This window comes from Lacticaseibacillus sp. 866-1 (genome assembly GCF_016861825.1).
Taxonomy (GTDB): Bacteria; Bacillota; Bacilli; order Lactobacillales; family Lactobacillaceae; genus Lacticaseibacillus.
Genome location: NZ_BOLU01000001.1, coordinates 79,914 through 104,838, shown reverse-complemented (window position 1 = coordinate 104,838; position 24,925 = coordinate 79,914). Strand labels below are relative to the sequence as shown.

At 54.5% G+C, this 24,925-nt stretch carries 27 protein-coding genes and 3 tRNA genes; 15 read left to right on the top strand and 15 right to left on the bottom strand.

The annotated features are described in order from the left end of the window. Positions 1-435 (top strand): ACT domain-containing protein, encoded by a 435-nt coding sequence (locus JUE30_RS00595; RefSeq protein WP_125756565.1) that lies wholly within the window; start codon positions 1-3, stop codon positions 433-435. 129 nt (positions 436-564) lie between these two features. Beyond that, on the top strand, positions 565-1,068 hold the full coding sequence (locus JUE30_RS00590) for a hypothetical protein (protein ID WP_203623170.1): 504 nt from the start codon (positions 565-567) through the stop codon (positions 1,066-1,068). Positions 1,069-1,210: 142 nt separating this feature from the next. Here JUE30_RS00590 and JUE30_RS00585 read toward each other — a convergent pair whose 3' ends face one another. Next, positions 1,211-2,524 carry a Y-family DNA polymerase gene (locus JUE30_RS00585; protein ID WP_125756569.1) on the bottom strand — a complete coding sequence of 438 codons (1,314 nt, stop codon included), beginning with the start codon at positions 2,522-2,524 and terminating at the stop codon, positions 1,211-1,213. Positions 2,525-2,636: 112 nt separating this feature from the next. Here JUE30_RS00585 and JUE30_RS00580 point away from each other — a divergent pair, with 112 nt between their 5' ends. Continuing rightward, positions 2,637-3,479 (top strand): aldo/keto reductase, encoded by an 843-nt coding sequence (locus tag JUE30_RS00580; RefSeq protein ID WP_203623169.1) that lies wholly within the window; start codon positions 2,637-2,639, stop codon positions 3,477-3,479. 24 nt (positions 3,480-3,503) lie between these two features. Here JUE30_RS00580 and JUE30_RS00575 read toward each other — a convergent pair whose 3' ends face one another. The 3 genes from JUE30_RS00575 to JUE30_RS00565 all read right to left on the bottom strand — a co-directional run bounded on the left by JUE30_RS00575 (position 3,504) and on the right by JUE30_RS00565 (position 7,239). Continuing rightward, entirely contained in the window at positions 3,504-4,085 is a 582-nt protein-coding gene (locus tag JUE30_RS00575) for a branched-chain amino acid ABC transporter ATP-binding protein (RefSeq protein WP_203623168.1), read from the bottom strand. Positions 4,086-4,097: 12 nt separating this feature from the next. Further along, positions 4,098-4,883: a hypothetical protein gene (locus JUE30_RS00570; RefSeq protein ID WP_203623167.1), complete on the bottom strand. Its 786-nt coding sequence runs from the start codon at positions 4,881-4,883 to the stop codon at positions 4,098-4,100. Positions 4,884-4,998: 115 nt separating this feature from the next. Continuing rightward, entirely contained in the window at positions 4,999-7,239 is a 2,241-nt protein-coding gene (locus tag JUE30_RS00565; RefSeq protein ID WP_239061336.1) for an LTA synthase family protein, read from the bottom strand. 183 nt (positions 7,240-7,422) lie between these two features. Between JUE30_RS00565 and JUE30_RS00560 the strand changes: the two genes are divergently transcribed. From JUE30_RS00560 to JUE30_RS00545, 4 genes are all read left to right on the top strand, one after another. After that, positions 7,423-8,034 (top strand): VanZ family protein, encoded by a 612-nt coding sequence (locus tag JUE30_RS00560; RefSeq protein ID WP_125756577.1) that lies wholly within the window; start codon positions 7,423-7,425, stop codon positions 8,032-8,034. 323 nt (positions 8,035-8,357) lie between these two features. After that, positions 8,358-9,206: a GRP family sugar transporter gene (locus JUE30_RS00555; protein ID WP_203623166.1), complete on the top strand. Its 849-nt coding sequence runs from the start codon at positions 8,358-8,360 to the stop codon at positions 9,204-9,206. 128 nt (positions 9,207-9,334) lie between these two features. Then, positions 9,335-10,675 (top strand): glucose-6-phosphate isomerase, encoded by a 1,341-nt coding sequence (locus tag JUE30_RS00550; RefSeq protein ID WP_203623165.1) that lies wholly within the window; start codon positions 9,335-9,337, stop codon positions 10,673-10,675. Between the two features lie 145 nt (positions 10,676-10,820). Next, on the top strand, positions 10,821-10,961 hold the full coding sequence (locus JUE30_RS00545; protein ID WP_203623164.1) for a hypothetical protein: 141 nt from the start codon (positions 10,821-10,823) through the stop codon (positions 10,959-10,961). Between the two features lie 61 nt (positions 10,962-11,022). Here the strand turns inward: JUE30_RS00545 and JUE30_RS00540 are convergent, their stop codons facing one another. Then, positions 11,023-12,174 carry a DNA/RNA non-specific endonuclease gene (locus JUE30_RS00540; RefSeq protein ID WP_203623163.1) on the bottom strand — a complete coding sequence of 384 codons (1,152 nt, stop codon included), beginning with the start codon at positions 12,172-12,174 and terminating at the stop codon, positions 11,023-11,025. A 161-nt stretch (positions 12,175-12,335) separates the two neighbouring features. Between JUE30_RS00540 and JUE30_RS00535 the strand changes: the two genes are divergently transcribed. Continuing rightward, positions 12,336-13,247 (top strand): Gfo/Idh/MocA family protein, encoded by a 912-nt coding sequence (locus JUE30_RS00535; protein ID WP_203623162.1) that lies wholly within the window; start codon positions 12,336-12,338, stop codon positions 13,245-13,247. A gap of 21 nt (positions 13,248-13,268) precedes the next feature. Here the strand turns inward: JUE30_RS00535 and JUE30_RS11280 are convergent, their stop codons facing one another. Further along, positions 13,269-13,400: a hypothetical protein gene (locus tag JUE30_RS11280; RefSeq protein WP_255533252.1), complete on the bottom strand. Its 132-nt coding sequence runs from the start codon at positions 13,398-13,400 to the stop codon at positions 13,269-13,271. Positions 13,401-13,628: 228 nt separating this feature from the next. Here JUE30_RS11280 and JUE30_RS00530 point away from each other — a divergent pair, with 228 nt between their 5' ends. Beyond that, the gene (locus JUE30_RS00530) at positions 13,629-15,506 is read left to right on the top strand and encodes an OPT/YSL family transporter (protein ID WP_203623161.1); all 1,878 of its coding nucleotides are present in this window, start codon (positions 13,629-13,631) and stop codon (positions 15,504-15,506) included. Between the two features lie 265 nt (positions 15,507-15,771). Next, complete coding sequence (locus JUE30_RS11275; RefSeq protein ID WP_255533251.1) at positions 15,772-15,903, top strand: hypothetical protein; 132 nt, start codon at positions 15,772-15,774, stop codon at positions 15,901-15,903. Between the two features lie 86 nt (positions 15,904-15,989). On the opposite strand, the gene JUE30_RS00525 is transcribed toward JUE30_RS11275, so the two are convergent. Beyond that, a complete protein-coding gene (locus JUE30_RS00525; protein ID WP_203623160.1) occupies positions 15,990-16,322 on the bottom strand; it encodes a DsrE family protein in 333 nt (110 codons plus the stop codon). Positions 16,323-16,441: 119 nt separating this feature from the next. Between JUE30_RS00525 and JUE30_RS00520 the strand changes: the two genes are divergently transcribed. After that, a tRNA-Glu gene (locus JUE30_RS00520) sits at positions 16,442-16,513 on the top strand. Between the two features lie 126 nt (positions 16,514-16,639). Here the strand turns inward: JUE30_RS00520 and JUE30_RS00515 are convergent. The 5 genes from JUE30_RS00515 to JUE30_RS00495 form a co-directional block, all read right to left on the bottom strand. After that, the gene (locus JUE30_RS00515; protein ID WP_203623159.1) at positions 16,640-16,990 is read right to left on the bottom strand and encodes a hypothetical protein; all 351 of its coding nucleotides are present in this window, start codon (positions 16,988-16,990) and stop codon (positions 16,640-16,642) included. Between the two features lie 40 nt (positions 16,991-17,030). Beyond that, entirely contained in the window at positions 17,031-17,561 is a 531-nt protein-coding gene (locus JUE30_RS00510; protein WP_239061332.1) for a hypothetical protein, read from the bottom strand. A gap of 46 nt (positions 17,562-17,607) precedes the next feature. After that, on the bottom strand, positions 17,608-18,258 hold the full coding sequence (locus tag JUE30_RS00505; RefSeq protein WP_125756687.1) for a TMEM175 family protein: 651 nt from the start codon (positions 18,256-18,258) through the stop codon (positions 17,608-17,610). After that, entirely contained in the window at positions 18,251-18,742 is a 492-nt protein-coding gene (locus tag JUE30_RS00500) for an AAA family ATPase (protein ID WP_203623158.1), read from the bottom strand. Before JUE30_RS00500 ends, JUE30_RS00505 begins: the two co-directional genes overlap by 8 nt. A gap of 81 nt (positions 18,743-18,823) precedes the next feature. Next, positions 18,824-20,257: a C69 family dipeptidase gene (locus tag JUE30_RS00495; protein ID WP_203623157.1), complete on the bottom strand. Its 1,434-nt coding sequence runs from the start codon at positions 20,255-20,257 to the stop codon at positions 18,824-18,826. A gap of 172 nt (positions 20,258-20,429) precedes the next feature. Here JUE30_RS00495 and JUE30_RS00490 point away from each other — a divergent pair. From JUE30_RS00490 to JUE30_RS00475, 4 genes are all read left to right on the top strand, one after another. After that, a tRNA-Gln gene (locus JUE30_RS00490) sits at positions 20,430-20,500 on the top strand. A 257-nt stretch (positions 20,501-20,757) separates the two neighbouring features. Further along, a tRNA-Gln gene (locus JUE30_RS00485) sits at positions 20,758-20,828 on the top strand. A 104-nt stretch (positions 20,829-20,932) separates the two neighbouring features. Further along, positions 20,933-21,181 (top strand): GlsB/YeaQ/YmgE family stress response membrane protein, encoded by a 249-nt coding sequence (locus tag JUE30_RS00480; RefSeq protein ID WP_056989036.1) that lies wholly within the window; start codon positions 20,933-20,935, stop codon positions 21,179-21,181. 14 nt (positions 21,182-21,195) lie between these two features. Further along, positions 21,196-21,336 (top strand): hypothetical protein, encoded by a 141-nt coding sequence (locus tag JUE30_RS00475; protein ID WP_125580446.1) that lies wholly within the window; start codon positions 21,196-21,198, stop codon positions 21,334-21,336. A gap of 525 nt (positions 21,337-21,861) precedes the next feature. Here JUE30_RS00475 and JUE30_RS00470 read toward each other — a convergent pair. The 3 genes from JUE30_RS00470 to JUE30_RS00460 are packed head-to-tail and all read right to left on the bottom strand — an operon-like array spanning position 21,862 to position 24,923. After that, entirely contained in the window at positions 21,862-22,155 is a 294-nt protein-coding gene (locus tag JUE30_RS00470) for a head-tail connector protein (RefSeq protein WP_125580444.1), read from the bottom strand. 58 nt (positions 22,156-22,213) lie between these two features. Beyond that, positions 22,214-23,755 (bottom strand): phage major capsid protein, encoded by a 1,542-nt coding sequence (locus JUE30_RS00465; protein ID WP_203623156.1) that lies wholly within the window; start codon positions 23,753-23,755, stop codon positions 22,214-22,216. Beyond that, a complete protein-coding gene (locus tag JUE30_RS00460; RefSeq protein WP_203623155.1) occupies positions 23,745-24,923 on the bottom strand; it encodes a phage portal protein in 1,179 nt (392 codons plus the stop codon). Before JUE30_RS00460 ends, JUE30_RS00465 begins: the two co-directional genes overlap by 11 nt. Positions 24,924-24,925 lie beyond the last annotated feature (2 nt).

The following is a 24,925-nucleotide window of genomic DNA, read 5'->3' as shown; positions in this document are numbered from 1 at the left end:
GTGGAAAAATACTATATCGTCGATAGTTCAATTTTGCCTGACGTGGTTGAGAAGGTCATCGCGGCCCGGACGATGATTGAAAACGGTCAGGTCCGCCAGGTTTCAGAAGCGGTCAAGCAGGTGGGCATCTCCCGGGGGACTTATTACAAGTACAAGGATTATGTGTTCCTGCCTGACGCCGGTCTGGCTCAGCGCAAGGCCGTGATTTCGCTGATGCTTCACCATGATCGCGGGATCCTGTCTGAGGTCTTGACGACGCTGTCCAACGCCGATGCGTCGATTATCACCATTAACCAGAACATTCCGATTCACGACTGGGCCAGCGTCGTGATTTCTTTCGATATCAGTAACCTGACCGGCACGGTTGACAGTCTGCTCGCCGCCTTGAAAAAGTCGCGCGGAGTGACCGATGTGACTCTGATCTCAGTGGAGTAGCGCCAAATCGTTAGATTAAACTTGCAAGTGAATTTAATGAGGTATATTCTAATTTGCAAGTACAAACGTGGGTTATGGGAGTGACCTGCGTTGTCTGAGACGATTATTGTCGTTGGGGGGCTTTTCTGAATGAGCCGGATTGTGAAGCTGTTTTGTGGTGTTTTATTCGCACTGGTCGCGGTACTGCCGGCGCTTTTGCTGGTGGCAATGATTCTACTGATCTCGGTGGTTTTTGCGGGGGTCAGCGCCCCGATTGCCTTGGGGCTGGTACCGCCGCTGCTTGTTCTGGGACTGATTGGTGTCCCGCTGCTTTCGGCGCTTCTGTTGGTGGGCCTCTGGTTTGCCCATTTTCATCAGGCGACGCTGCATGTGCTGGATAACGGGGTCAAGCGTGAGCTGACAATCAAAATCAACTTGACCGGTCGTCAAATCTTGCGCCAGCTGCAAAATGAGACCGTCATCGCACATCACCACGGGGGCAGCTGGTTTTCCGCCTTCGACCACGCCCTTGAAGGATTCTTTCACGACGAGCTGCGCGACTACCTGCTGCATCAGGTCAGCGAGCAGTACGGGCTGGACGTTGAGGAAGTCATGCGCCTGGCGGATGACCAGGATTACCATTTCTCACTTTAACTGAAAACGCGGCTGAGCCATAAAGCGGTTTTAGCCCAAAACACAAGGGCCTCTGAGCCGCGGTTCGTTCTTAGAATCGCGATGCAGAGGCCCTTGTGTACTTGGACGTTGATTTATTATGTCTGGCGCCGATTTTGGGTTCTCATTCGTAGCTGTTGCCGCCGTTGTGGCCGCCGACCAGGCTGGCCCGCTGAATCGCGGTGCCGCCGCGCAGTTTACTTTTGGCGTAGACGACTGCCGTGAAACCAAATTTCGTGCGCAGTGTGTCCACTGTGCGGGCCAAATCGGTCGTGCGGACCTGCTCGGCCACCGGTTGCAAAAGACTGAGCTGCTCGCCGGTGTCTGGACCCAGCCGGCCCGTGTACACGGCGATGTTGCGGATCACCTCGCCATGCCAGTAGCGGCGAAACAGCATGATCAGGGCTTCGTTCAGCTCATCGTTGCGATTGGTGGGGAAAATGCGCAGTGCGTGGCTGAAGCCGCTTTTGCCTGAAGCCTCTGCGGCCGCATAGGAAAAGCCAATGCCGAGGCTGATGCTGCCGGCCTTCTTGTGATGATGGCGGAGCCGGGCGGCCACCTGCTCACCGATTTCCTTGATCACCAGCTCGATTTCGCTTTGAATCGCGTAGTCGCGTGGCAGCACTTGTGAGTTGCCGATGCTTGGTGCTCTAGTCACCACGCGCTTGGCGATGGTGGTGCGATCGATGCCCCAGGCCAGGGCAAACAGCTGCTGGCCGATGATACCCATTTCCTGTTCCAGTAGGTAAGGGTTAGCGTGCGCCAGCTCGTAAATCGTGGTAATGCCCAGCCGCCTAAGATGCGCGGCGGTGCGGTCGGCGATGCTCCACACGGCAGTCATGTCGTCGATCGACCACAGCTTTTCCGGTACCGTGGCGTAGGAGATCTCGCCAATGAGATCCGGCTGATGTTTGGCGTACACATCCAAGGCAATCTTGGCCTGGACCGGATTTTCGCCAATGCCGACGGTGGTGTAAAGGCCCAGCGCATGGTACACCGCCTTCTGGATGCGCTTGGCGACTTCCCGTGGCGTCTTGCCAAAAAGGCGCCAGGAGTGCGTGAGGTCCAGCACCGACTCATCGATCGAATACGGCCACAGGTCCGAATCGGCGACGAAGCGGCGAAAGATGTCGTTGATCTGCAGATTGCGCTGGATGTAGAGGTTCATGCGCGGCGGGACCACCATCAGGTTCGGGTCATCGGGCAGGTCGCGCTGGCGGCTGACGTTTGCCTGCAAGCCGTACTCTTTCTTCGCGATCGGCGAGGTGGCCAGAATCAGGCCGCCGTTGGTATTTTCCTGCTCAGACATGACGACTAAGGCGACCTTCAGCGGGTCCCAGCCGCGGGCGACCGCCTCAACGGAAGCGTAGAAGGATTTATTATCGATTAAAAAAACGACCCGGTGCGGCTCGTTTGCATAAATAGACGGTTCACTCATCGCCAATCACCTCGAGGTTCATTATACGAACAAACGTTCTATTTTGGCAAGCAATTTGATTCGCAGTGAGTGCTATAATTTTAATGTTCAGATTAAAAAATGAGGTGAAAGAATGTCAGTATTAACAGATTCATACACCCTGCCAAATGGGGTCAAGATCCCGCAGGTCGGCTTTGGGACCTGGCAGATTCCTAATGGAGACAAGGCTTATCAGGCGGTGACTGAGGCGTTGCGCCAGGGTTATCGGCACATTGATACGGCCCATGGCTACGGCAACGAGGAAAGCGTGGGCAAGGCGATCCGCGATTCTGGGATCCCTCGCGATCAGATTTTCGTGACCTCGAAGCTTCCGGCAGGTGCGAAGACGGCGGAGGCAGCACAACAAGCCTTTGCGGAGTCCATGGCGCGGCTGGACCTCGGCTACATCGACATGTACCTGATCCACGCCCCGTGGCCGTGGGAGGAGTTTGGGGCCGACTACCGGGTGCAGAACCGGACGGTGTGGGCCCAGATGGAATCCTTCTACACCAGTAAAAAAGTGCGTGCGATTGGGATTTCTAACTTCAACGTGCGCGACCAGGAGGACCTGTACGCGCACTGCAAGATCAAGCCAATGGCGCTGCAGCTGCAGTATTACATCGGTTTTACCGAAGATGACAACGTCCAGTGTGCTAAGGAGAACGGCCTGTTGGTCGAGGCCTTTTCACCGCTGGCAACCGGCTTCTTGCTCAACAATGATGCGGTCAAAACCGTGGCTGCGCATTACGGCACCGGGGTGGCTCAGGTGGCGATCCGCTACGTCCTGCAAAAAGGGCTCCTGCCGCTGCCAAAGGCGACCAGCCCGGCGCACATTAAAGCTAACACCGAGTTGGACTTTACGCTCAGTGCTGAAGACATGAAGACGCTGGACAGCCTGAAGGACACCGCACCAGGTGAGGACAATAACCGGTACTGAGACAATAAAAAACACGCCTGATTTTTAGGCGTGTTTTTTGGTGCCATCTGACGCGGCTGCCAAGCTGGGGGCGCGGGTGAAGCTGTGGTCTGGATGGGCGTCGATCAAGCTTTGATCGGCCGTGAGAATCACAAACCGTGAGTGGGTGCCTGCCAGCGCCTGGTTGGCGAAGCTCAGAAAGGCACGCGTCTCGGTCGGCACCATTACGGCGGGCAACCCTTTGGCCAAAATCACGGACCGTTTGCCCATGAGGCCGCGGAAGAATTGGACATAAAGACTTTCCGCTGGGGTCAGCTGGCTTGCGGGCTGATCTAAGAACAGGGTGTCTTGGCGCAGCGCTTCGGGCAGCTGGTTCAGGGCCGGGCCGCGACTGTTGATGAGCAGGTTGGCGCGGACCGACAGATAGGGCACGATGCCGGTGTCGGTTTCATCGACCAGGGCCAGCGCCTTGGTGCAGCCGCCGCTGACAAAAGCCTGGGTGTAGGCGGCGAACGTCTGACTCAGCGAGTCAGCGGAAACAAAGACAAAACTGGTGGTTCCCGGCGCGAAGAGGGTCTGAACATGATCGCGGAAACTTTGTGCCATTTGGGGATGAAAAAGCGTCATAGACAAGGCTCCTTAAGAATTGACTTGATCGGTTGAAGACGCGGTGTGCAGCAGCTGCCGCCTGAGTAAACTCAATTCGGCAAGCGCGGCAGTACCTTGCCCTAAAATAATCGTGCCACACCCGGTCAGCAGGGTCGGGACAAAGCCATAAAGTTGGTGCGACGGCTGTGGGGCATTCGGCGGCGGGCCAGGAAAGAAGAGCCCGGGGCCGGTAAACTCAGTCAGTTTGTGCTCAAACAGTGCCTTGAGGCTTTGGGTCGCCGTGCTGCTGGACACCGTGCGGCTGAACTCGGCGGTCAGTGCGTTGCGGCTTTGCGTCATCAGCAGGTGATTGAGCGAGTCGCTCAGCAAGAATGTGACCAATCCGACGAACAGGAAGGCCCCGACAAACACCAATAGGCTTTCCACCACGTATTGGGCAGCGACGTCAAACGGACTTTTGCCCAAGATCAGGTAGGTTTCCGACTCTGCCCGCCGGTTGTGTGCGGACCACCAGCCGAAGCCAAAACTCAGCAGCAAGGTGATCGCAACTGCCAGCCACCACGTAGCCACATACCGGCCATCAAGGGAGGCATAGCCGGCCTTGACGGCTTGCACGACTCGGCTGGAGGTCGTCTGCCCATTGGTCGTCAGCATCTCCAGGCGGTTGAGAAAGCCTTGGCGCATGTTGGCATTGGCGTGGCGAAGCGTCCATAACGCCAGACTGGTGAGACAAAACAGGGCGGCAAGCAGCAATTCGCCGAAGTAAATGCGTTTACGATATCGAATGGCACTGGTTACGCGCTCCATGAACCGCATGCTTGTCACCACCTTTTGACTCAAAGTATAACGGGCAGTTTTGAACAAAGTGTGAAGCCGACGCGAAAAAGTGGGTGTCAAAAAAGGCCCTGATTCACATCAGAGCCAAACAAGGTTATTTGCCGGTTTGCTTGGATGGCCGGACCTCGCCATTGGCTTGGTCGGCAACCTTGGCAGGGTAGCTGCTGAGCACGCTCGAATCATTTGCGACCTCGGGGGCGTCAGTGCTGAAGTCAGACATAGTTGACTGGTCATTGTTTTGGCTGAACACCGAGGTCGACTTTTTCCCGGCCTGTTGCTCCACGTGCATCATTTGCGCCAAGCTCTGCGAAAAGTCGGCCTGGGCCGGGTTGACCGGGGTGTAGCCTTTTGGCACGTAAAAGCGGAGCAGATTTTTGTTGGCGAGGGTGTCCGAAAGCGCCAGCTCCTGATCGACGTGCTTTTGTTTTGCGTCAATTTTGGCCTGCTCAGCGGCTGGCAGGCTAACCAGTTGGCCGGTTTTATTGTCATAGACACTGCCGCTGAGCACGGTGTAGCGCGGGGTGACAAAGTCATGGTCGCGAAAGGCGACGGTGGTGTCATGCTGCGGGGAAAGCAGATCGGTGCCGAATTGGACAAAATGCTGCGTGTTCACACCAAGCAGGTGGAGCAGTGTCGGCAAGACGTCGATCTCGCCGCCGTAGGTGTGGTTGATGCCGCCCTTGAGCCCCGGCATGTGGAAAATCAAAGGCACGCGCTGGAGCTGAGCGTTGTCGAAGGCGTCCCAGTCGTCTGCAGTGGCGTCGTTGGTGAGCTTGGCGGCCGTGGGATTGGCGTCCGGCGTCAGCATGGCGGCGAGGTTCTTGTTGCGGTCGTCCGACAGGCCGTAGTGGTCACCGTACAGCATGACCAGCGAGTTTTTCTCCAGCCCAGACGTTTTCAGGTAGGTGAAAAACTCTGCCAGCGCTTGGTCGAGGTAGTGGGCGGTTCGGAAGTAACCTTTGATATAGGCGTCATCGGTGTTGGCCTCGGGAAAATCGGAATCCTGATCGGTGATGAAAAACGGGTAGTGATTCGTCGTCGTGATGACCTTGGCGTAAAACGGCTGCTGCAGGTGTTCCAAGTACTTGACCGTCTCGCCGAATAGCAGCTTGTCCTTGATGCCATAGGCGGTCCGGGTGTTGGCGTCATGATTATAGAAATTGCCATCAAAAAAGTAGTTATACCCAAGGCTCTTGTACACGTTGTTGCGGTTCCAGAAGGTGCCCACGCCGCCGTGGAACACGGCACTGGTGTAGCCGGCGTACTGCTGCAGCAGGCTGGGCGCACCCTGGAAGGTGTTATCCGTCCCGAGCGCGGAAAATAGCGAGCCAGAGGCCAGCCCAAACGTACTGGTTTCGAGCATGTTCTCGGCGTCGGAGGTCTTGCCGGGCCCGACCTGATGGTAGAAGTTATCAAAGCTCAGCGTGTCCTTCTGCTTGATCAGCGAGTTTAAAAACGGGGTGACCTCTTGGCCGTCCACCTTTTGGCCGATCAGGAATTGCTGGAACGACTCCAGGTGGATGATGATGACATTTTTGCCTTTCGCCGTGCCTTCGTAGCTGACGTTAGGGGCGGCGTAATGGCTTTGGGTGTACTGCAAAATTTTGTCCATGTCGGCGCTGTCGGCGCTGGCGCGCACCTGATTGTTGCGCGCGGTTTGGAAGCCATCGTAAGCCGTGAACGGCACCAACCCCAGGTACTTGACGGTGTAATTATGATCGAAGTTGCGGGTCAGCAGCTGGGGCCGGTTCAATTCGCTGACTGCCATGGTGACGCCAAAAAAAGCGACGGCGACCAGTGACACGGCCTGGGCGAGGTGATAAGCGACTGGACGGGGGTCCAAAGTGAGGCCAAAGTGAGGCCACTGCAGGGATTCGTGGTGAATGTAGCGCCAGAGGTTGCGCAAGCCGTAAATCAGGTAGGCCAAGACCACCAGCACGACGTCGAGCCAGTAAACTAAGTCGCGTGGGGTCAGCATGTTTAAGGTGCTGGTGCCAAGCCCCTGACTCACCTTGGAGACGCCCAGCATCGTCTGCACCGTCATGAAATCGCTGAATTCTCGGTAGTACAGGACATTGGCAAAGACCAAGATGGTCAGCAGCACGTAGACCACGATTGCCAAGGCGTAAGCGCGACGTGGTTTTTTAAGGTAAAGGGCCAGGCCCAGCAGGAAAGCGGCGATGCCCAGCGGATTGATCAGTTGCAGCACTTGCTGCAGCAGCCCTTCGGCGCCGAGCGTGAAGTCGACGTAATAAGCGAACTCCGTCTTTACCCAGAGCAAGGTCAATAAGATGATCAAAAACCCTACTCGGGTCGTTCTAAGCCGGTTGCTCAGGTCTTTCACGGCGCGCCTCCTTACAGAATAGTCGTTGTCATTGTACCTGTATGAGCGAAACGGGGCAAACAAGCAGCCGCCAAAGTGATTTTTTGTAAGAATGATTTAAACCCTTGAGGCTGATCAAGAGGGGCTGGCCCGCATTGCTACAATCAAGTTAAAGAAACAAAAACGGAGGCAGCCATGCTATTTCTGGGCCCATTATATCAATATGCCCAATCACGGCTGGCAGGGCACATCAATCATTGGCCACTGGTGAAGCTGGCGATTTATAGCTTGGACAAGACCCTGTTCTACTTGCTGATTGCCTTGGTCCTGCGGTGGGGTTACTTGCGGCTGCGGCACCAAAAGCCGCGGCTGCGCGGGGAGCTGCGGTGGTTCTTTTTCACCGGCTATCTACTGCTGCTCCTGATGCTGACGGTGTTTCGGAATCACTACTTTCCTTGGCAGTGGCCGGTTTATCTGCATCGCCCCCTCAGCGACATTAATTTTGTGCCGTTGGTCAACACGCTTAAATTGCGGTTCGGCAGTCCTGTCGATTTGTGGTATCAGTCGCTGGGCAATGTGGTTTGGTTTTTACCCTTCGGCTTTGGTCTGCCAGCGATGACCAAGCACCGCCTGCGGCCATTTGGGGTCGTTTGGCGCGCGGCTTTGCTGTCTGTTGTCATTGAGGCACTGCAGTTCGTGCTGTACACCGGGGTCGCCGACATCGATGATGTGATTTTTAATACCCTCGGCGGGCTGCTGGGTTATGGCATCTATCGGTTCCTGTTTGGCCGGGGTAAACGGCAATGACGGTCTGAGAAGACCGTTTTTTTTATGAGATTTTCTGAAAGCAGGTACGGCTTTTTACATTTGGTGAAAAAATCGATTGTGCAAGCGCTGATTTGAAAAAAAGTTTGGTTCCGGGGGTATACTGTTTTCAGACACGGATTAACCTCACGCTTTGCGGCGGGTCACCGCCGTCCCCAGCTTGTCTGCAACCGGCTTCAGAAACCGTTTGCGGCCATGCCTGCAAGGACGTGTAGGGTTGTGCTGAAAACGAAATCACGATAGACTGAATACTTGTGTCTTTAACTATTTGCCCAATATTCAATTCATTAATAAGGAGACGACTCATGGGAATTATTATCGCGCTGATCCCCGCGATTGCCTGGGGATCAATTGGTTTGGTCAGCGGCAAACTCGGTGGAAACGCCTATCAACAAACGCTGGGGATGACCTTTGGGGCCCTGGTTTTCGGTATTGGCACCTTCATCGTGGCGCAGCCAACGCTCGATGCCCGGGTCTGGCTGTTCGGTATTCTGTCCGGCCTGTTCTGGAGTCTTGGTCAGAGCCAGCAGTTCCAAGCCATGAAGTATATCGGGGTGTCGCTGACCGTCCCAATGTCCACCGGCATGCAGCTGGTCGCTAATACCTTGGCCGGGGCCTTGCTGTTTGCAGAGTGGCAGACGACCAAAATGGTCGTGCTGGGGCTGCTTGCCCTGTTTGCCCTGATCGCCGGTGCGGTATTGACGTCGCGCACGGAAAAAACGGGTGAGGCAGGCATCACCAATTACAGCGCCGGGATCCGCACGCTGATCATCTCCACTGTCGGCTACGCGGGGTACACGATTGTCGTCAAAGCGGCCGCGCTTGGCGCCAGTGCCGTGGTGCTGCCGCAGGCGGTCGGCATGGTCATTGGCGCCTTGCTCTTTTCGATCGGCCATCACGCCTTTTCCAAAGCAACCGCAAAAAATGTGGTCACGGGGTTGCTTTGGGGCACCGGGAACGTCTTCATGCTGATGGCGATGGCCGATGTTGGCCTGGCTGTCGCATACTCCTTATCGCAAATGGGCATCGTGATTTCCACGTTTGGCTCGATCTTCCTGCTTGGGGAGAAGAAGACCCACAAGGAAATGATTTGGATTGCCTGGGGGTCAGTGCTGATTATTGCAGGCGGCGTTCTTTTAGGTATCATGAAGTAGTCTTAACTGTTCTGCGCGGGCTTGTTACCTGCGTAGGACTTTTTACTTTTGCTAGCCGCTTTCTTGCTTTTTAGCAGGGCGATGCTTAAAGTTGGAGATGTCAAAGACAATAGGAGGAACTCATTAAAATGGCTCACATTTCATTTGATTCATCGAAGCTTTCAAAGTTTGTTCACGAGAACGAACTGGGCGAAATGCAGGCAATGGTGACTGCTGCAGACAAAGAACTGCGCGAAGGCACTGGCGCCGGTAACGATTTCCGCGGGTTCTTGGACCTGCCAGTGAACTACGACAAGGACGAATTTGCCCGGATCAAGGCTGCGGCCAAGAAGATCCAAGGGGACTCAGAAGTCTTCGTTGCGATCGGCATTGGCGGCTCATACCTGGGCGCTCGCATGGCCGTTGATTTTCTTTCCCACACGTTCCGCAACTACGAACCAGGCCGTAAGCTGCCAGAAGTCTACTTCGCCGGCAACTCGATTTCCGGTTCGTACCTGTCCGATCTGATTGACATGATCGGCGACCGCGACTTTTCGCTGAACGTCATCAGCAAGTCCGGGACCACCACCGAACCTTCCATCGCGTTCCGCGTGCTGAAGGCCAAGCTGATTGAAAAGTATGGCAAGGACGGGGCCAAGGGCCGCATTTACGCCACGACCGATCGCGCTAAGGGTGCGCTGAAGTCTGAATCAGACGCTGAAGGCTACGAAGAATTCGTTGTGCCTGATGACTTGGGCGGTCGTTACTCCGTGCTGTCCGCTGTGGGTCTGTTGCCGATCGCCGTTGCCGGCGGTGACATCGACCAGCTGATGAAAGGTGCCGCTGATGGCCGCGAAGCCTATTCCGACGCCGACCTCAGCAAGAACGAGGCTTATCAGTACGCGGCATTGCGCAACATTTTGTACCGCAAGGGCTACACCACTGAACTGCTTGAAAACTACGAGCCAACGCTGCAGTACTTCAGCGAATGGTGGAAGCAGCTCATGGGCGAATCTGAAGGCAAGGACCAAAAGGGCATTTACCCATCAAGCGCAAACTTCACCACTGACCTGCACTCTCTGGGTCAGTACATCCAGGAAGGCCGGCGCAACCTCATGGAAACCGTCGTTTGGGTCGACAAGCCGAACCACGACGTCGAGATCCCGGCAGAGCCAGGTTCCCTTGACGGTCTGGAATACCTCGAAGGCAAGAAGATGTCCTTTGTTAACCGCAAGGCTTACGAAGGCGTTGTTTTGGCCCACACCGATGGCGGTGTGCCAGTGATGACTGTCACCATTCCGCAGCAGGATGCCTATACGCTCGGCTACCTGATCTACTTCTTTGAAGCAGCCGTTGCCGTTTCCGGCTACCTGAACGGGATCAACCCGTTCAACCAGCCAGGCGTTGAAGCGTACAAAAAGAACATGTTTGCCCTGCTTGGCCGCCCCGGCTTTGAGGACATGACCAAGGAACTGAACGCACGCCTGTAAGCGATAGGCGCGTCTAGTCCACAGATGAATAAAAAGCGCTCAAGTCAAAAGCAAGGCTCACCATTTATGATGAGGCGATGCGCAAGGCTTGAGCGCTTTTTTGGCGGCGGCAAATCAGGTACGCTAAAGGTCAGGAGGGGCAGCGATGAGTGCTGAAACGAAACAGGCAAAAATGCCTAAAACGGCAGTGTCGACCAGCCGTGCCGACCGCAAACCGGCAGTGGGCGTTGTGACTTTGGCGGCGCTGGCGGGTCTTTACTGGTGGCTAGCGCGGGCAAACAAGTAACTCAGACCAATCAAAACGCCTCGTCTTTTAAGTAAAAGGCGAGGCGTTCTTGTTAGGGTATTTAGCGCAGCGCCTTGCGATACCCCGCGGCTTGCGCTTGTTGCTCGGTGGCGAAGTAGACCGCGTTGCTGGAACTCATCCGGTAGCCGGACTGGCCCGGTACGTGGTAGATGTGGGAGTTGCGATTGCCCACGATTTTGCCAGTGCTGGCGGTGTTCATGTCGCCGCTTGCGCCAGCTGCCGAGGCTTGGGCGGTTGGTGCCGCGCTCGCATTCGTACTTCCACCTTGAGGCTGCGGCGCCGTTGAGGTCTCGGCGGCGCTCACCACGCTTGTACCATCGGCGTAATTAATCGTGACGCCGGCTTCGACGTTGAATATGTAAACGTTAAAGCTCAAGCCGCTAGCCCCGATGCCTTCCGCCATCATGTGGACGCCCGAGGCGAGGAGGTTGTTGCCTTTGTATACTGGCCGCACCGAGTACCGCACATAGGCGTTCGGATTGGTTTTCATGAAGTAGGCGATGTCGTCTTCAAACCGCAACATTTCCGGTGAGTTCAGCGAGCGCGTGCCGGTCATCAGGTTCTTGGGGTTGTTGTTCTGGCCGGTGAGCTGATAGCCGATGAGGTGACTGCGGTTGTAGAGGTAGCCGCTCTTCAACTTCTTGTTGTGCCAGCCGGTGGGATCCCAGGTGAGGGGCTCCCGCTCGGCAGTTGGCATCATGGCCTTGTTCATCAAGGCTTCTGCATCAGTCGCGCGGTTGAGCCCGTCGAGGTCGGCGAATCGCTGCCAAGTGCCTTGCTGAGTGCTGAGGTCCGCGGCGGAAAAAGTCGGCCTGCCGCCGTTGACGTCGATGGTTTGCGTGCCACTGTAGGTGAGGTTGGCCAGGTCTTGATCCGCGGCGGCCTTGGCCTTTTCCGCAGCTGCCTTAGCCAGCGCCGCTTTTTTGGCCGCGGCGTCCTTGGCGGCTTTGGCTTTCGCCTTGGCCGCTGCCCGTTTCTTACGTGCCGCGGCCTGTTTGCGTGCTTTTTCCCGCTTGGCCGCTTGTTTGGCGGCATCGGCCTTGGTAGTTTGCTGCTGGCTTGTGTTGTCGGTGCTGGTACTGCTGCAGGCGGTAAGGCTGGTGGTGCCCAGCCCTAACACGACGGTCAAGGTCGTGGCGATCCTCAGCAGCCGGCGCCAGCTGCGATGCGATGATTCGGTCTTCCCCAACATGATTCCCCCTAATTAACTTCTTCTTCCATTATGCCCTTACGCCGCCGGGCTGGTCGAGTCAAACTGGGGATTTGCTGAATTAATAAAATTTTGGTCCAGGCTTTGACCGGCGCGGGCCCCCTGTGCTAGCGTTAACGTATCAATGATGAAAAGGTGATTGCATGCTTAATGTTGGCGTGATCGGACTTGGCAATATCGCGCAAAAAGCGTATTTGCCAACTTATGCAACGATGCAGGACACAGTTCAGTGGTATTTGGACACGCGTGACTTGGGGAAGTTGACCAAGTTGGCCAATCAGTTTCGGCTGACGGCGGCCGGCACGGATCTTCAGGCTTTGGACAGCCTCAAACTGGATGCGGTGATGATCCATGCGGCCACTCCGGCCCACTACACGCTGGTCAAGCATTTTCTCGAGCGCGACGTTAATGTGTACGTGGACAAGCCGCTGGCGACGACTAAGGAAGCCGTACAGGAGCTGTACATGATCGCCGCCGCACATCGCAAGCTGCTGACGGTGGGCTTTAATCGGCGGTTTGCACCGATGATCCAGGAGCTTGCCGCGCTGCCGAATAAGAATGTGATCCAAGTCGTCAAAAATCGTGTGGCCAGTCCGCAGCCCGCAGCGGAAGCCATTTTCGATCTGCTCATCCACCCGCTCGACACCGCGCTCATGCTCGCCGGTTTTCCTTCTGACCCCAAAGCGCGGTACAGTATGCACGCCGATAAAGATGGCAATCTTGAGCAGGCGACGATCACGTTTGCTGCGCAGGGGATACGGGTCGAGGCCGGGATCAACATGGTGGCCGGCGCGAATTTAGAAGAGGCCACGGTCAGCACCACTGATGGCGTGTACCGGGTGCAGGACCTCAGCCGATTGCAGGCCTACACCAAGGCTGGTGAGACCACTAAGCTGGCCCCGGACTGGCAGCCAACGCTTGAGACTCGCGGCTTTGCCCCAGCGGTTCGGGCCTTTCTGACCGCGATTCAAAATCAAACGGATAATCCGGTCGCCCCGGAAAGCAGCCGAATCACGCATCAGCTGCTTGCCGACATGGTTGCTCAGCTCCACTAAAAAACGCCCGCGGGCGTTTTTTTAGTCCGTTTTCGAAACGGCGGCTTTGATGGTCAAGATGCCGGCACTCAGCGCTAAGGCGCCAGAGACCAAGGTCAGGCCGCCCGCGACTGTGGCCAAAATGCCAAGTGGCAGGATGTGAGTTTTGCGCATGACTGAATCCCCCTTATCTGTCTTTAGTTTACCTGATTGGTTAGAAGAACGCGCGAGAATTTATCCCCGTTTCCTGGCTTGCCGAATGTGAGGCGGCACGGGCAACGGTTTTTTTTTGCGGCTTTTTCTTTGGGCAACAGACGTTATCCGTGCAATTAGGGAAACCACCATGCTAGATTTAAGTTAAACATAGTAAACAATTTATGGTAAAGATAAGGGGGAACCAATATGGAAAAGCCAATCAGCGTCCCCAAGACGCAGGCGCCGGCCAAACCCAAGAGCCGCGTCGGCTCCACCATCGTACTCGGCGTGGGCATTTTGCTCGCGCTGCTTTTCGCCGCGTCGACGGCCTATTTGGGGATGAAGGCGGGGCTCACTGTGGCGGCTGGGATTCCAGGGGCCATTATCGGCTCGGCGGTGGTCCGCGCCTTTGCCCGCAGGCAGGGGTTTGCCGGCACCAACGAAATGCAAGGAATGGCCAGCGGGGGTGAAACCGTCGCCTCCGGGATGATTTTTGTGTTACCCGCAGTCCTGTTGATCGGCGCGCAGATCAACTTCTTCGAGGCGGTATTGGTCGGCACGCTGGGCGTGCTGTTCGGGATCGGCACGGCCTCCATCGTTGAGAATCACTTGATTGTCGGCAGCAAGGATACCCTGCTGTATCCGGAAGCGATGGCGATCTCCGAGACAATCCGGGCCAGCGCGGCAGGCGGCCAGGGCATGAAAATGATGGCCTCAGGCTTTGGCATCGGGGGGCTGTTGACCATGGCGACCGGCTCGATGTTCGGCTGGATCAACAATCATTTTGTAATGTACGGTCCTAAGGATTTTAAGTGGAAGTTTGAGCTGGAGGTTAATCCGCTGCTGGCAGGGATCGGATTTATTGTCGGCATGCAAGTGGCCCTGCAGATGTTTGCTGGGTCACTGCTGGCCAACTTCGCGATTGCGCCATTGATCGGTTACTTTACTGACATGGCGGGCGGCGGCCACGAGGTCTGGAACGCGGCGGGTACCGCAGTGAGTTCGCTGGGGTTTGACGGCATTTCCGGCAGCTACAACCGATACTTGGGCGCCGGCATGATGCTGTGCGGTGGCCTGATCGGCGCAGTCAAGCTGGTGCCGGTGATCGGGCGCTCACTGAAAGTCGCGTTTGGCGGCAAGGAAAAGAGATCCATGTTTGGCATCATGCTGCTGGGCTTTGCCATTTTGTCAGTCTTTGTGCTCAGCAGTGTTTTCTCCGGCAACATCATGATCGGCCTGCTTGGTGGGGGTCTGGCGATGTTGTTGGCCTTCGTCTTTGTGGTCGTGGCCGCGAACCTGACCGGCACGATCGGGACATCAAACTTACCAGTTTCCGGGATGACGATTGCCTCGCTGGTTCTGCTCACGGTGCTCTTCGTGGCCATGGGCTGGACCTCTGACTTTGATCTGCGCTCGCTGCTGCTTCTAGCCACCTTTGCGGTCACCGCAATCAGTATCGGCGGCGGTTACTCGCAAACCCAAAAAGCCACCGAGCTGGTTGGCGCGGCGCGGCCAAAGATGCAGCGGCGGTTCCTGCTGGCTGCGGTGATTGGGGTGGTGACGGTGGTCGGCGTAATCGTGGTCTTAGCGCCACAGCTGGCTGATACCAGTGCCGATGCTGCGTTTGGCCTGCCTCAGGCCAACCTGATTGCGGCTTTGACCTCGGGCATCATCACCGGGCAGCTGCCCTTCACCATCATCTTCATCGGGGTGGCAATGGGGCTGGTGATGCACTTCCTTAAGCTGCCGATCATGACAGTTGCGATTGGTTTCTACCTGCCGATGGCTACCACTGCAATCATCTTGGTCGGTGCGATTGTTCGCATGATTGTGGAAGGCAAGGGCAAACCGGCCAATCAGGAACGCGTGCAGCACGGCGTTTCGCTGTCCTCGGGCCTGATCGCAGGCGGGTCGATCATCGGCCTGACCGGGATTCTGCTGTCAATCAGCGGGGTGCTGACTCACGGCACGCCGACTGGCATACTAGCCGGAAACGGCGCGGCAGTCGCACTGCTCGCTGTGCTGGTGATTGCGATGCTGTTCTTCCTTCGTAAATCTTCTGTAACGGCGAAAACAAATAAATAATGGTGCCGGCCCGAGTCGAACCAGGCGTGTCTGACCGCTAAACGCACGCTACGAGCGGCCTTACCGGGGCTTTGCGGAATGTGACAAAATAGTTACAAATGCGCCGTGAATTTGCACCAATGTAAAAGTTGTGTATAATGGGCAACATACAAAGAAAAGAATTAGAATCTTCACGGAGCGTTTGAGGACCGGCAAGGCCACTTAAACGGCGATGTAATCGGCCCGCGAGGAATCCGAATTTTGATATAAAAGGAGGATGACGCAGATGGTCACAGTATTAGTCGGTGCAGCCGCACTCTCGGTTAACGGGTTGTGGGTCTACGCGATGTTTGATCGAGCAGGGCGGACCTGCCGTCACCAAGAAACCCCAAACATGATGGTCGCTAAGAAAAAATAGCGCATGCGAGAGGAAAAAGTACGCCGTTGCAACTTACACTGTTGCAGCGGCGTCTTTTTGTGCGGTGAAAACTATCAGCCAGTTAGTCAGGGCTTGATGTAGGCATACCCCTCGTGTTGTCTTTTGGCCAATTCGAACACGCCGGCCGGCACCACGGTCAAGCCTGGCTGCAGATCCGCTTCCGCAACGTGGTGGCTAGCCATTGCGTTGTGGCAAACTGCGACAGTGACGCCCGCGGCCACCAATGGCTTGAGGTCGATGGTACTGCCGATGGTGGCGTCGACCACCGGCGCGCCGTTGATTAGCAGCTCGACTTGGCCGCTGACGCCCGCTTCTTTGGCCGCGGCCAAGTAGTTGGGAATATTGCTCAAGACAGTCGGCCACTTGGTCGCCTCGTCAAGGTGAAAAATCGTGTCCATGTGTGTCATCTCCTTGCCGAGATTATACCGCGAATGGCCCGCGGCCGTTAGAAATTGTCGGCTTGGTGGTTGACATCCGCGCTGAATCCTGTAAACTTATAAACGTGCTTTAAAGACATTGCCCGTTAGTCAAGGGGTTAAGACGCCTGGTTCTCAGCCAGGAAACACGGGTTCGAATCCCGTACGGGTGATCAGATGCCGCAAAACGTTGTTACATCAGCGTTTGGCGGCTTTTTGTTTGGCGGCGCCAGTTTTTAACTGGGCGCACGTCACAAGGCCGCAAAAAAATCCTGCGCGGTCCGCGCAGGATTTTTTTGTTAAGCTTTCTCATTGGGCACAAACACGATTGGCCGCTGGCCATGTCTGCCTTTGATAATGTCCACGTCAAAGAAGGAAAGGGTCATGGTGGTGCCACCCGGTTCAACAATGTACTCATCGCGCAGCAGGTAGAGGCCAGCAAACACGAACATGAACAGCACCGGCACGACCTCGAGTGAGGCGTAGAAGATGTGCATCAGGATCAACGCGACTGTCGCGATGATCAGCAGCGTTAAATATTTTCCTTGCTTGCGCTCGATGTGCGGCTGGCCGCTGTATTGGGCCATCAGTTGATTTAACTTGGGCTCCCGGTACCGCCGCCCGTCGGCGCTGTGAAAGTTTTCCGTCACCACAATTTCTCCATTTCACCAAAATCAGCGTTTCGCCGCCTCATTTATAGGTGCTCAACAGGCTGGATGCCTGCGCCTTCGCGGTTGCGCTCAACGCCTGATATTCCTGGTAGGCTTTGACGTAGTTGCCTTCCGCCACGGCTTCGCGCATCGGGGTCAGCTCACTCGTGGAAAACACGGCGGCCGCCGCAGTATTCGCCTGAGCCGCCGGCACGCCGGTGGTCGATTGAAGCAGGTGCGAAAACTTATCCTGATTGCCCGCCGCCTGGACGATGGTGCTCATTTTCGTGTTGTCCAGTGTGGTTGCGGCTTGGTCGAGTACCGCGTCAGTCGTAGGGTCGCCAGTTTTGCGCTTTTCGATCTGCTTGACCAGCTGGGCTTTCACCGCGCTGTCGGCCGGGGTGTCGTTTCCGGTAACATTCCGGTAGGTGTTGTTCAGCGGCGTAAAGAAGACCACCGCCAGCACGCCTAACACGACAATGAGGCCTAACAGGATCGCGATGACCCGTGGCCAGCGGCGTTTGCGCCTGACCCGCGGTTTTTTCTGACTCCGTCGTCTTGCTTCTCGCATCAAATCACTCCTTATATACCCACTATTATAGAACGTTCAGACGGGGCTATTTGGTAAGATTGTTTGTTTTTTCATTGGTCGCGATGTGAACGACGCGGGAAAAACGAAGATAGGCGATAAAGTGGAAGACCACGCCGGCGATCAGCAGGATGCCGGCCACCAGGTTCGAGAAGCTAGTGGCAATCATGGACAGCAGGTAAATGCTGACGCTGCGCGCGGGATCGAGCCGGATGCGCTCGTAGTGGCTGGTGATGCCGCTGCGCTCAACGGTTTGCAGCTCGGGATGATGCTCCAAGTAACGGTACAGGAGCAAAAATGAGAGTGAAATCAGCAAGGCCACTAAATCATACACGATGAACGCCAGCCGGATGTCGCTGGTATTGCCGTCGGACAGCGCCTCGATCAGCAGTACCATCGCGTAGTTGACCAGCGTCACGGTGAAGAGCACGAACAGGTTGAGGACGTTCAAGGTTCGATTGGTACGTTTGACGTACTGAAAATAGTCATGGTGAAAAAGCCAGCTGGTGCCCACGTAGAAGTATGACAACAGATACATCAAAAACAGGGGCGCCTGGTGCAGCACGACCTGGTTCAACGATCCAGGTTTAATCGTTTCCGGCTGGAATTCCAGAATCAGGATCGTCAACAGGATCGCAAAAACACCATCGCTTAGTGCGTCGATTCGCGACTTACTCATGTGTCATCACCTCGTGATAAATTTGTTCGGCTAGGTCAGAGGTCGAGTGACCACCTAGGACCTCGTCGCCAGCCAGCTGGTCCTGATCCCGCCACCAGCGGCGGAGGGTCGCTTCGCCGAAGGGAACCGCTTTGGCCCGGTCCCGCCGGGCGGTTTCTTCAAACGGCAGGTCGAGATAATATTGCCAAACGCTGGGCGCGAATGTGGCCGCCACGTCCTTGAGCATTGGGCCGTACACATCGCGGCGCAGGATACCTTCAATGATTGTGTACTGGTAATGTTGGCGACCGAACTCAGCCAGTGTTTTGATCAAAGGGACTGCTAGGGTGCCTTCGTGGTCGCTGGCGTGCAGGAGGTCACGTCGCAGCATGTCCTGATGAAGGACCAGGGTTTGGCTTTCTGGCAGTTTTGCGGCGAGCTTGTTCGCCAGGGTCGTCTTGCCGCTTGCAGAATTGCCGCGGAGAATAATCAGTTTTGCCGTCACGTTCCCACTTCCTTTTTGACTAGTATGCCGCAATTTGGGGTAAAAAAACACTCGCCGGTGATTGGCGAGTGACTGTATTGATTACAGGTTTTTGTCCATGTTGAACGTCAGCTTGGAAAGTTCCATGCCTTGCATCAGCATGCTGGCGATCTGCTTCTTGGCTTCAGCCTTGACGGCAGCGACCAGTTTGTAATTGGCCTGAGTCAGCGCGTCGGTCAGCGCCTGGCCGGTCAGGTCTTTGGTGGCCGCGTCAGTTTCTGCGATGTGAACGCGATACAGCCGGTACTGCTCGGTCAGATAGTCGCGGTTTTGCTGGATGAACTTGCTGTAGTGGCTTTCTACCAGCATGCCCAGGCTGCGGTGCAGCCAGTAGGCGGAGTCTTGATCGACATCCAATGTCATCGGTGTCTGGGAGTACGACGGGTCGGTGTCATCGGCGTTGCAGTAAAACGGCACGTATGGACTGAAGGTCGGGATGCCGATGTTCAACCACATGATGGCGGCGTGGCCAAAGTCAACGTCGTTTCTCAGTTGCAGAATATGCGAGTTCTGGGTGCGATTGAGGCCAATCGGCCGGTAGCGGAGACGGTCCGCGTCGGTCGAATCCTTGGCAAAGGGATCGTACGGGGTCTCGTTGTAGTGCGAGCCAAGGATTTGGGCAATGTCTTCGCGGGTGATCTTGTGATCAGTGTGCATGATGAAGGGCAGCTCGCCAGATTCCGGCTCCTCTGCGACTTCTGGGTTCAGGATGTGATGCGCGTACCACACACGCGGTGTGTTGTAGTGGCGGTCCTTTTCGTTGAACGTGCCAAAAATGTGGCGGAAGTTCCAGCCCTTTTGGTCCGGGTTCAGGTGATGCTGGTCGACGAAGTCCTGAATGCCATCGCTCCAGATGAAATTGTCGCTGTCGGTGAAGTCGACTTGCTGAATTGCGACCTCGTTAGCGGCGACGGCGTAGGCATCGTCGGGGATGCGCTGGGCGACCCAGTGGTGGCCAGTGACGATTTCCATGTACCAGACGTTATCCTTATCGGAAAACAAGACCGAGTTACCGGCAGGAGAGCCGTATTGTTTGATCAGCTGGCCGAGGTATTCGACTGCGTGCCGGGCGCTTTCGACGAAAGGCAGCGTCATGTTGACGATCAGGTCCTCGTCCAGACCATCTTTGACCAGGGGATCAAAGGCCAAGGCCCGCTCGTTGCCGTACGTGGATTCGGTCGCCGACATCGCGACGTTCTTTTCGTTGATCCCGGATTCTTCGTAGTCGCCGCCGTGTTCGGTGTCGACGTTTGGTACGGCGTTGTAGCGATAGCCGTTTTCCGGCAGGTCGGCTTCAAACCCGTTGAGCGGGGACTTGACGTGCAGCCCCTTTTCGCCGTGCCAGGCCGGGTGCATGTAGAAGCGGTGCGGTGCCAGCACGTGGAAGGTGTCGTCATTGCGCGAGATCATGGTGCTGCCGTCAATGCTGGCTTTTTTCCCCACCAGGATTGACGTGCAAGCAGATTCGATTTTCATTCTTACCCCTCATTTCTAATGACTGTACACCTAGTGTACGCCAAACATTCGGGCTTTGCAGTAGTGGCGAACAGGCCCGGTCACCTTCAAGTTAGCCGGCGAGAAAATTTTTCCCGGATTTAATTGACAGGGGCCGGCATTTTTCGTAAGATATTACTCGTTGCTAAGTTATTGGGTAGTAGCGAAGTGGTAACGCAATGGACTCTGAATCCATAATCATAGGTTCGATCCCTATCTACCCAATTATTGTTATTCATTGGCTGTCACTGGTTATCAAAATGCCGGTTTGACAGCTTTTTTATTTCTTACGATTGTCATTCATTGTCACCCAATTGCAATTAAATAGAGTGCGGATAGAGTGCGTAAAATAATGCTAGGCAGGCGGTGGCCGTCTCATTTCGGGACGGTTATTTTTTTGGCCAAGGCGAGACTATTTTTCTCTAACAGTGATTGACAACCTTAGCCGATTTTCATATACTACTTCTTGTGCTTTGAGATATTGGGTAGTAGCGAAGTGGTAACGCAGTGGACTCTGAATCCATAATCCTAGGTTCGACCCCTAGCTACCCAAGAAAGTCGTCCATTATGGGCGGCTATTTTATTATCTATTGTTGCTACTGCATGTTATACTGTGTTCGTCTATAGAGACAATATTACCAAAAAGGAGGAATTATCATGCATTTTCTTTGGGCTTTAATTGTTGGCGCAATAATCGGCGCTATTGCAGGTGCGATTACAAGCAAGGGCAAGTCTATGGGCTGGATTGCAAATATCGTTGCTGGCCTTGTCGGTTCCTCTTTAGGGGAAGCACTCCTTGGGCACTGGGGTCCTCAGTTGGCTGGAATGGCCATAATTCCATCGATAGTCGGAGCAGTTATTATTGTCGCTGTTGTATCTTTCTTTGTTGGCAGATCTAAAGACTGACGGGAGGTCGGACTATGGACGCTTTAAAATCGGTTTTTAAGTTCATGGTAGCAAGCACTTTTCTTGTTGGTGGTGTCTTGGTAGCTGGTACAATTTGGGCAGCTAAGGGGATTGACAAGGCTGGAGATAAATTGCAAGATTCGATTCACGATTGATAGGTGTTCTGGCCGTCCATTATGGGCGGCTATTTTTGTGCCAGTAACTGGTCCTGATATTCGTTGTCTAGTGCAGCCACGACCGTACCTCAAGGAACAGTCGTTGAAATTGTGTCAGAACGCGTCTGTCAGCGCCGTATTCAAAGTGGATTTGAGCCACTTAGGACTTTTCCAGAACTCCATTGTTCCAGGTCAATTAGATTGACCTTAAATCCTGATGGCTCTTGCCCATAACGGATTATCAGCACAAAAAAACGGGCATTTCTGCCCGCTAGATGAAAACGACAAGTCATGTAATCAGTTTCCCAAGCAGAACGATCTGCTAAACAAGAAACTGGCTATTTTTATGACCAAAGAGGTTAGTGTAATGATGATACTGTACTGCCTGGATTTCAGCGAGACAAAAAGTAACCTGGTCTATAAAATGCGCCACCGGTTAGCTATGCCGTGCGTCGGTTAAAACGGATCTACCCGCTTATCGCCTAGGACTGTCTTAATTATATCATAATCTATTGGTTATCGATACTATACGTCTGCTGCGAACAAGCCACGTAGCTGCTGGATCATGCTGACCACTGAATAGGGTGGTTCTTGACTAGCTGTACTGACCTCACCCCGGTTTTGATACCAGAATTCGGTCATCATCGCCACGGCGACGTCGAACTGTGAGTATTTTTCCATCTTGGCAATGTCTGCGGTGCTGTCTACCGCATTGTGGACGTAGTCTTGAGCGGCTGTAATGTAGTTTTGAATGAGTGTGTCGTCAGTATCAGTCTGCACACGCAGGCTATTTTTAATGACATCAGTAGTGACAGTCATGTGCTCATCTCCTATATAAAAATAGGGCGTACCCCAAGGTACACCCCAGACTGTTTCATTAAGCTGCTGGCTTGGTTACCGGTGTGATGTCAACAATTCGAGCAGCGTCTGGATCAACCACTTCATAGTCGTTGCGAATGACCACGGCCAGCCCTTGGCTGTAGCTGTCGAACCGTTCCCACTGGGTGTTGACCTCGTTCTTCTGGGCTAAGAAAATTGCTTGAGAAAAGTCTCCGATGATGATCCGATAGGTGCCCGCCTTAACGGTTGGCAATACCTTATTCGCGATGACAATCACCGGTGCACCGAACAGCTGCTTGCCAGATGGTGCCGTGATAGAGGGTTGAAGCAGGTAGCGACCTTCGCTGTCCTTGAGGGTGTCAAGGTAGTTGTAGGCGTCCTGATTAACGATCACAGACAGGGACAGCGCCGGGTCCAGTTCGATGTTGAACGTCTGCTTGATGTCGTCTAAGCCGGTACCGGTGATGTGCTTGAAGTTATCATTGGTGCCCGTCTTGCCAGTCAGAACGCTGATAATGTTGCTATTGTCCGTGTTTTGTACCAGCTTCTTGAGTTGATTCTTAACCTCGGCAACAATATCAACTTCACTGTCTTCTACCAGTTCATTAGACAGATAGATCTTGCCAGCACGGGTAGCAACCTTATAGTCAACACCACGGAATAGGGTTGCACCGATCTCTGGCACGTCGGCGAGTTCTTCCTTGGTGGCCAGTACGCCGTTGTTGGTGAGGGCAATCGGGTAGGTGCCGACTGGGGTACCAACCTGCTTCACAGTGACGTATTTAGCCAGGTCATAATCGGATTCCTTTAGATTCCAGACGTCTTCGATGACTTCTTTAGGAACGACAGCCCCGGCAGTGGTCGTGGTCAGGCCGTCACGTTGTTCGCCCATGCTACGGATGTAATCTTCATACGCGCGGGACTCGGTGTGTTCTTTGTTGTCGATAATTGTTTTTTCAGTCATGGTTTTATCTCCCTTTTCTGGTTGTTCAGTATTAGTTTTCAGCCACTCGGTGTAGCTGCGTTTGTCCACTTGGACGTTGGTATCGTCATACGCTGGAATAGCTACCAGTGAGACGTCAAACAGGCTCTTTACTTGCGTGATGGTACGAATCACTTGCCCGCTGTCGTCCTTAGTGAACGTGTCACCGTCTGGCGCAGCATTGAAAGTAAAACTCATAGCTGACAGATTACCAGCTTGGACGTTGTTATAAGCATCATTAGCTGTGGTCGTATCGGGTAAGGTTGCTTCAAACTGCAAGCCTTTATCGTCCACGTTTAAGGTCAAGGTGCCGGCTTTAGTGCTGGCGAGGACCTTGCTAAAATCGTGATCAGATACCATATAGACGTCTGATAGATCCACATTGTCGAATGCGTGCGGATCAACGACTTCTTTAAAACCACCGAGATCCTTGCTTGGACTATTGAAGACTACGGCATAGCCGGTGAGCTTCTTGGGTGTATCATTGGGTGCGGTGCTTGGATCCTTTTGGTCTTGACTGTCGTCTGCTGTGGTAGGTTCGGCGGCGGTCAGATCAGCGTCAGGGTTCAGGCGCTTTTCTACGTCATCATTGTTCATTTGACGCACTTCCTTTCTGTTTATCTTGATAAGTGACAAGGTTGCTTAGCGGCGTATAGTTCAGGCTGGCCATGATCTCATCACCACCGAGAATTGGGGGTAAGTTTAACTTAGCGCGTGCTTCATTGGTGGTCAGCAGTCCGCCTTGCAGCCCCTTAATGGCTAGTTCTTGCATCGTCGTGGGGTCAGCACTGAACAGCTTGTCAGTGTTAAAACTAAACCGGTTGTCACCCGTTGACAGCTTGGCGTCCATCTCACTAGTGAAGCAGGTGAAGTATTGCACCAGCGTGTTTTGCAGATAGACTAGGTTTGATTGCACGGCGTTAGAGTGCTCGCTCTCAATACCTAATCGATCTAGTGGTAAGCCGAACGCTTTGGCAATCTGTTTCGTTGTCCAATCGCTAGAATTGACTAGATTCAGCACGTCAGTATTAACTTCGAGTTGCTTGTAGTCCATATCATTGTCGAGAATGATGGTCTTGAGGGCATTGTCACCGCTATTAGCAGCCTCAAACTTTGATCGGATATTCTCCTTCGCCTTGGCATCAAGCTGGGACTTGTTCACCTTGAGTAGGCCAGTCCCTTGGACACCGGTATTGAAGAAGCCTTTGAGCAACTTGTGCCCCGCATGCTGTACCCGAACTTCATCATGCAAGCTGTAAAGAGGCGATAGGCCCTTGTATCCGTCTTGCGTGAAGCACTTGAAGTGCAATACCTCGCTGGCGCTTAAACGCTGTGAGCGACCATTCTGGGGCGTATACGTGTAGCTGATAATGCCGGTCGTATCGTCTTGCTTGACCACCATTTGGCTGTTTGGAACAAACTCGAAGCCGGTGACTTGTCCGCTAGGGTTCTTAGTAACGCGTGCGAAGCTATTACCATTCAGCAGCATGTTGGCCACTAGGGCAAACTTGAACGACCATGCTGTCATGTGGTCATTGGGTACTTTGTTAAGGAGCACGCTGATACGCTTGTCACTATATTCAATCGGATTAGTTGCAAGATCACTGGCAATCACGCGCACGGCCGTAAACACATCCGAATTACGTAAAGCACCAATTCCCACATATAAGCCGCTGTCATTGCTGGTCATGCTGACAAGCGCATCTAAGAACGGTTCGCTGTTGTCATCTCGTGGCTGTGTCGTGTCATTCGTGAAAAAGCTCATTG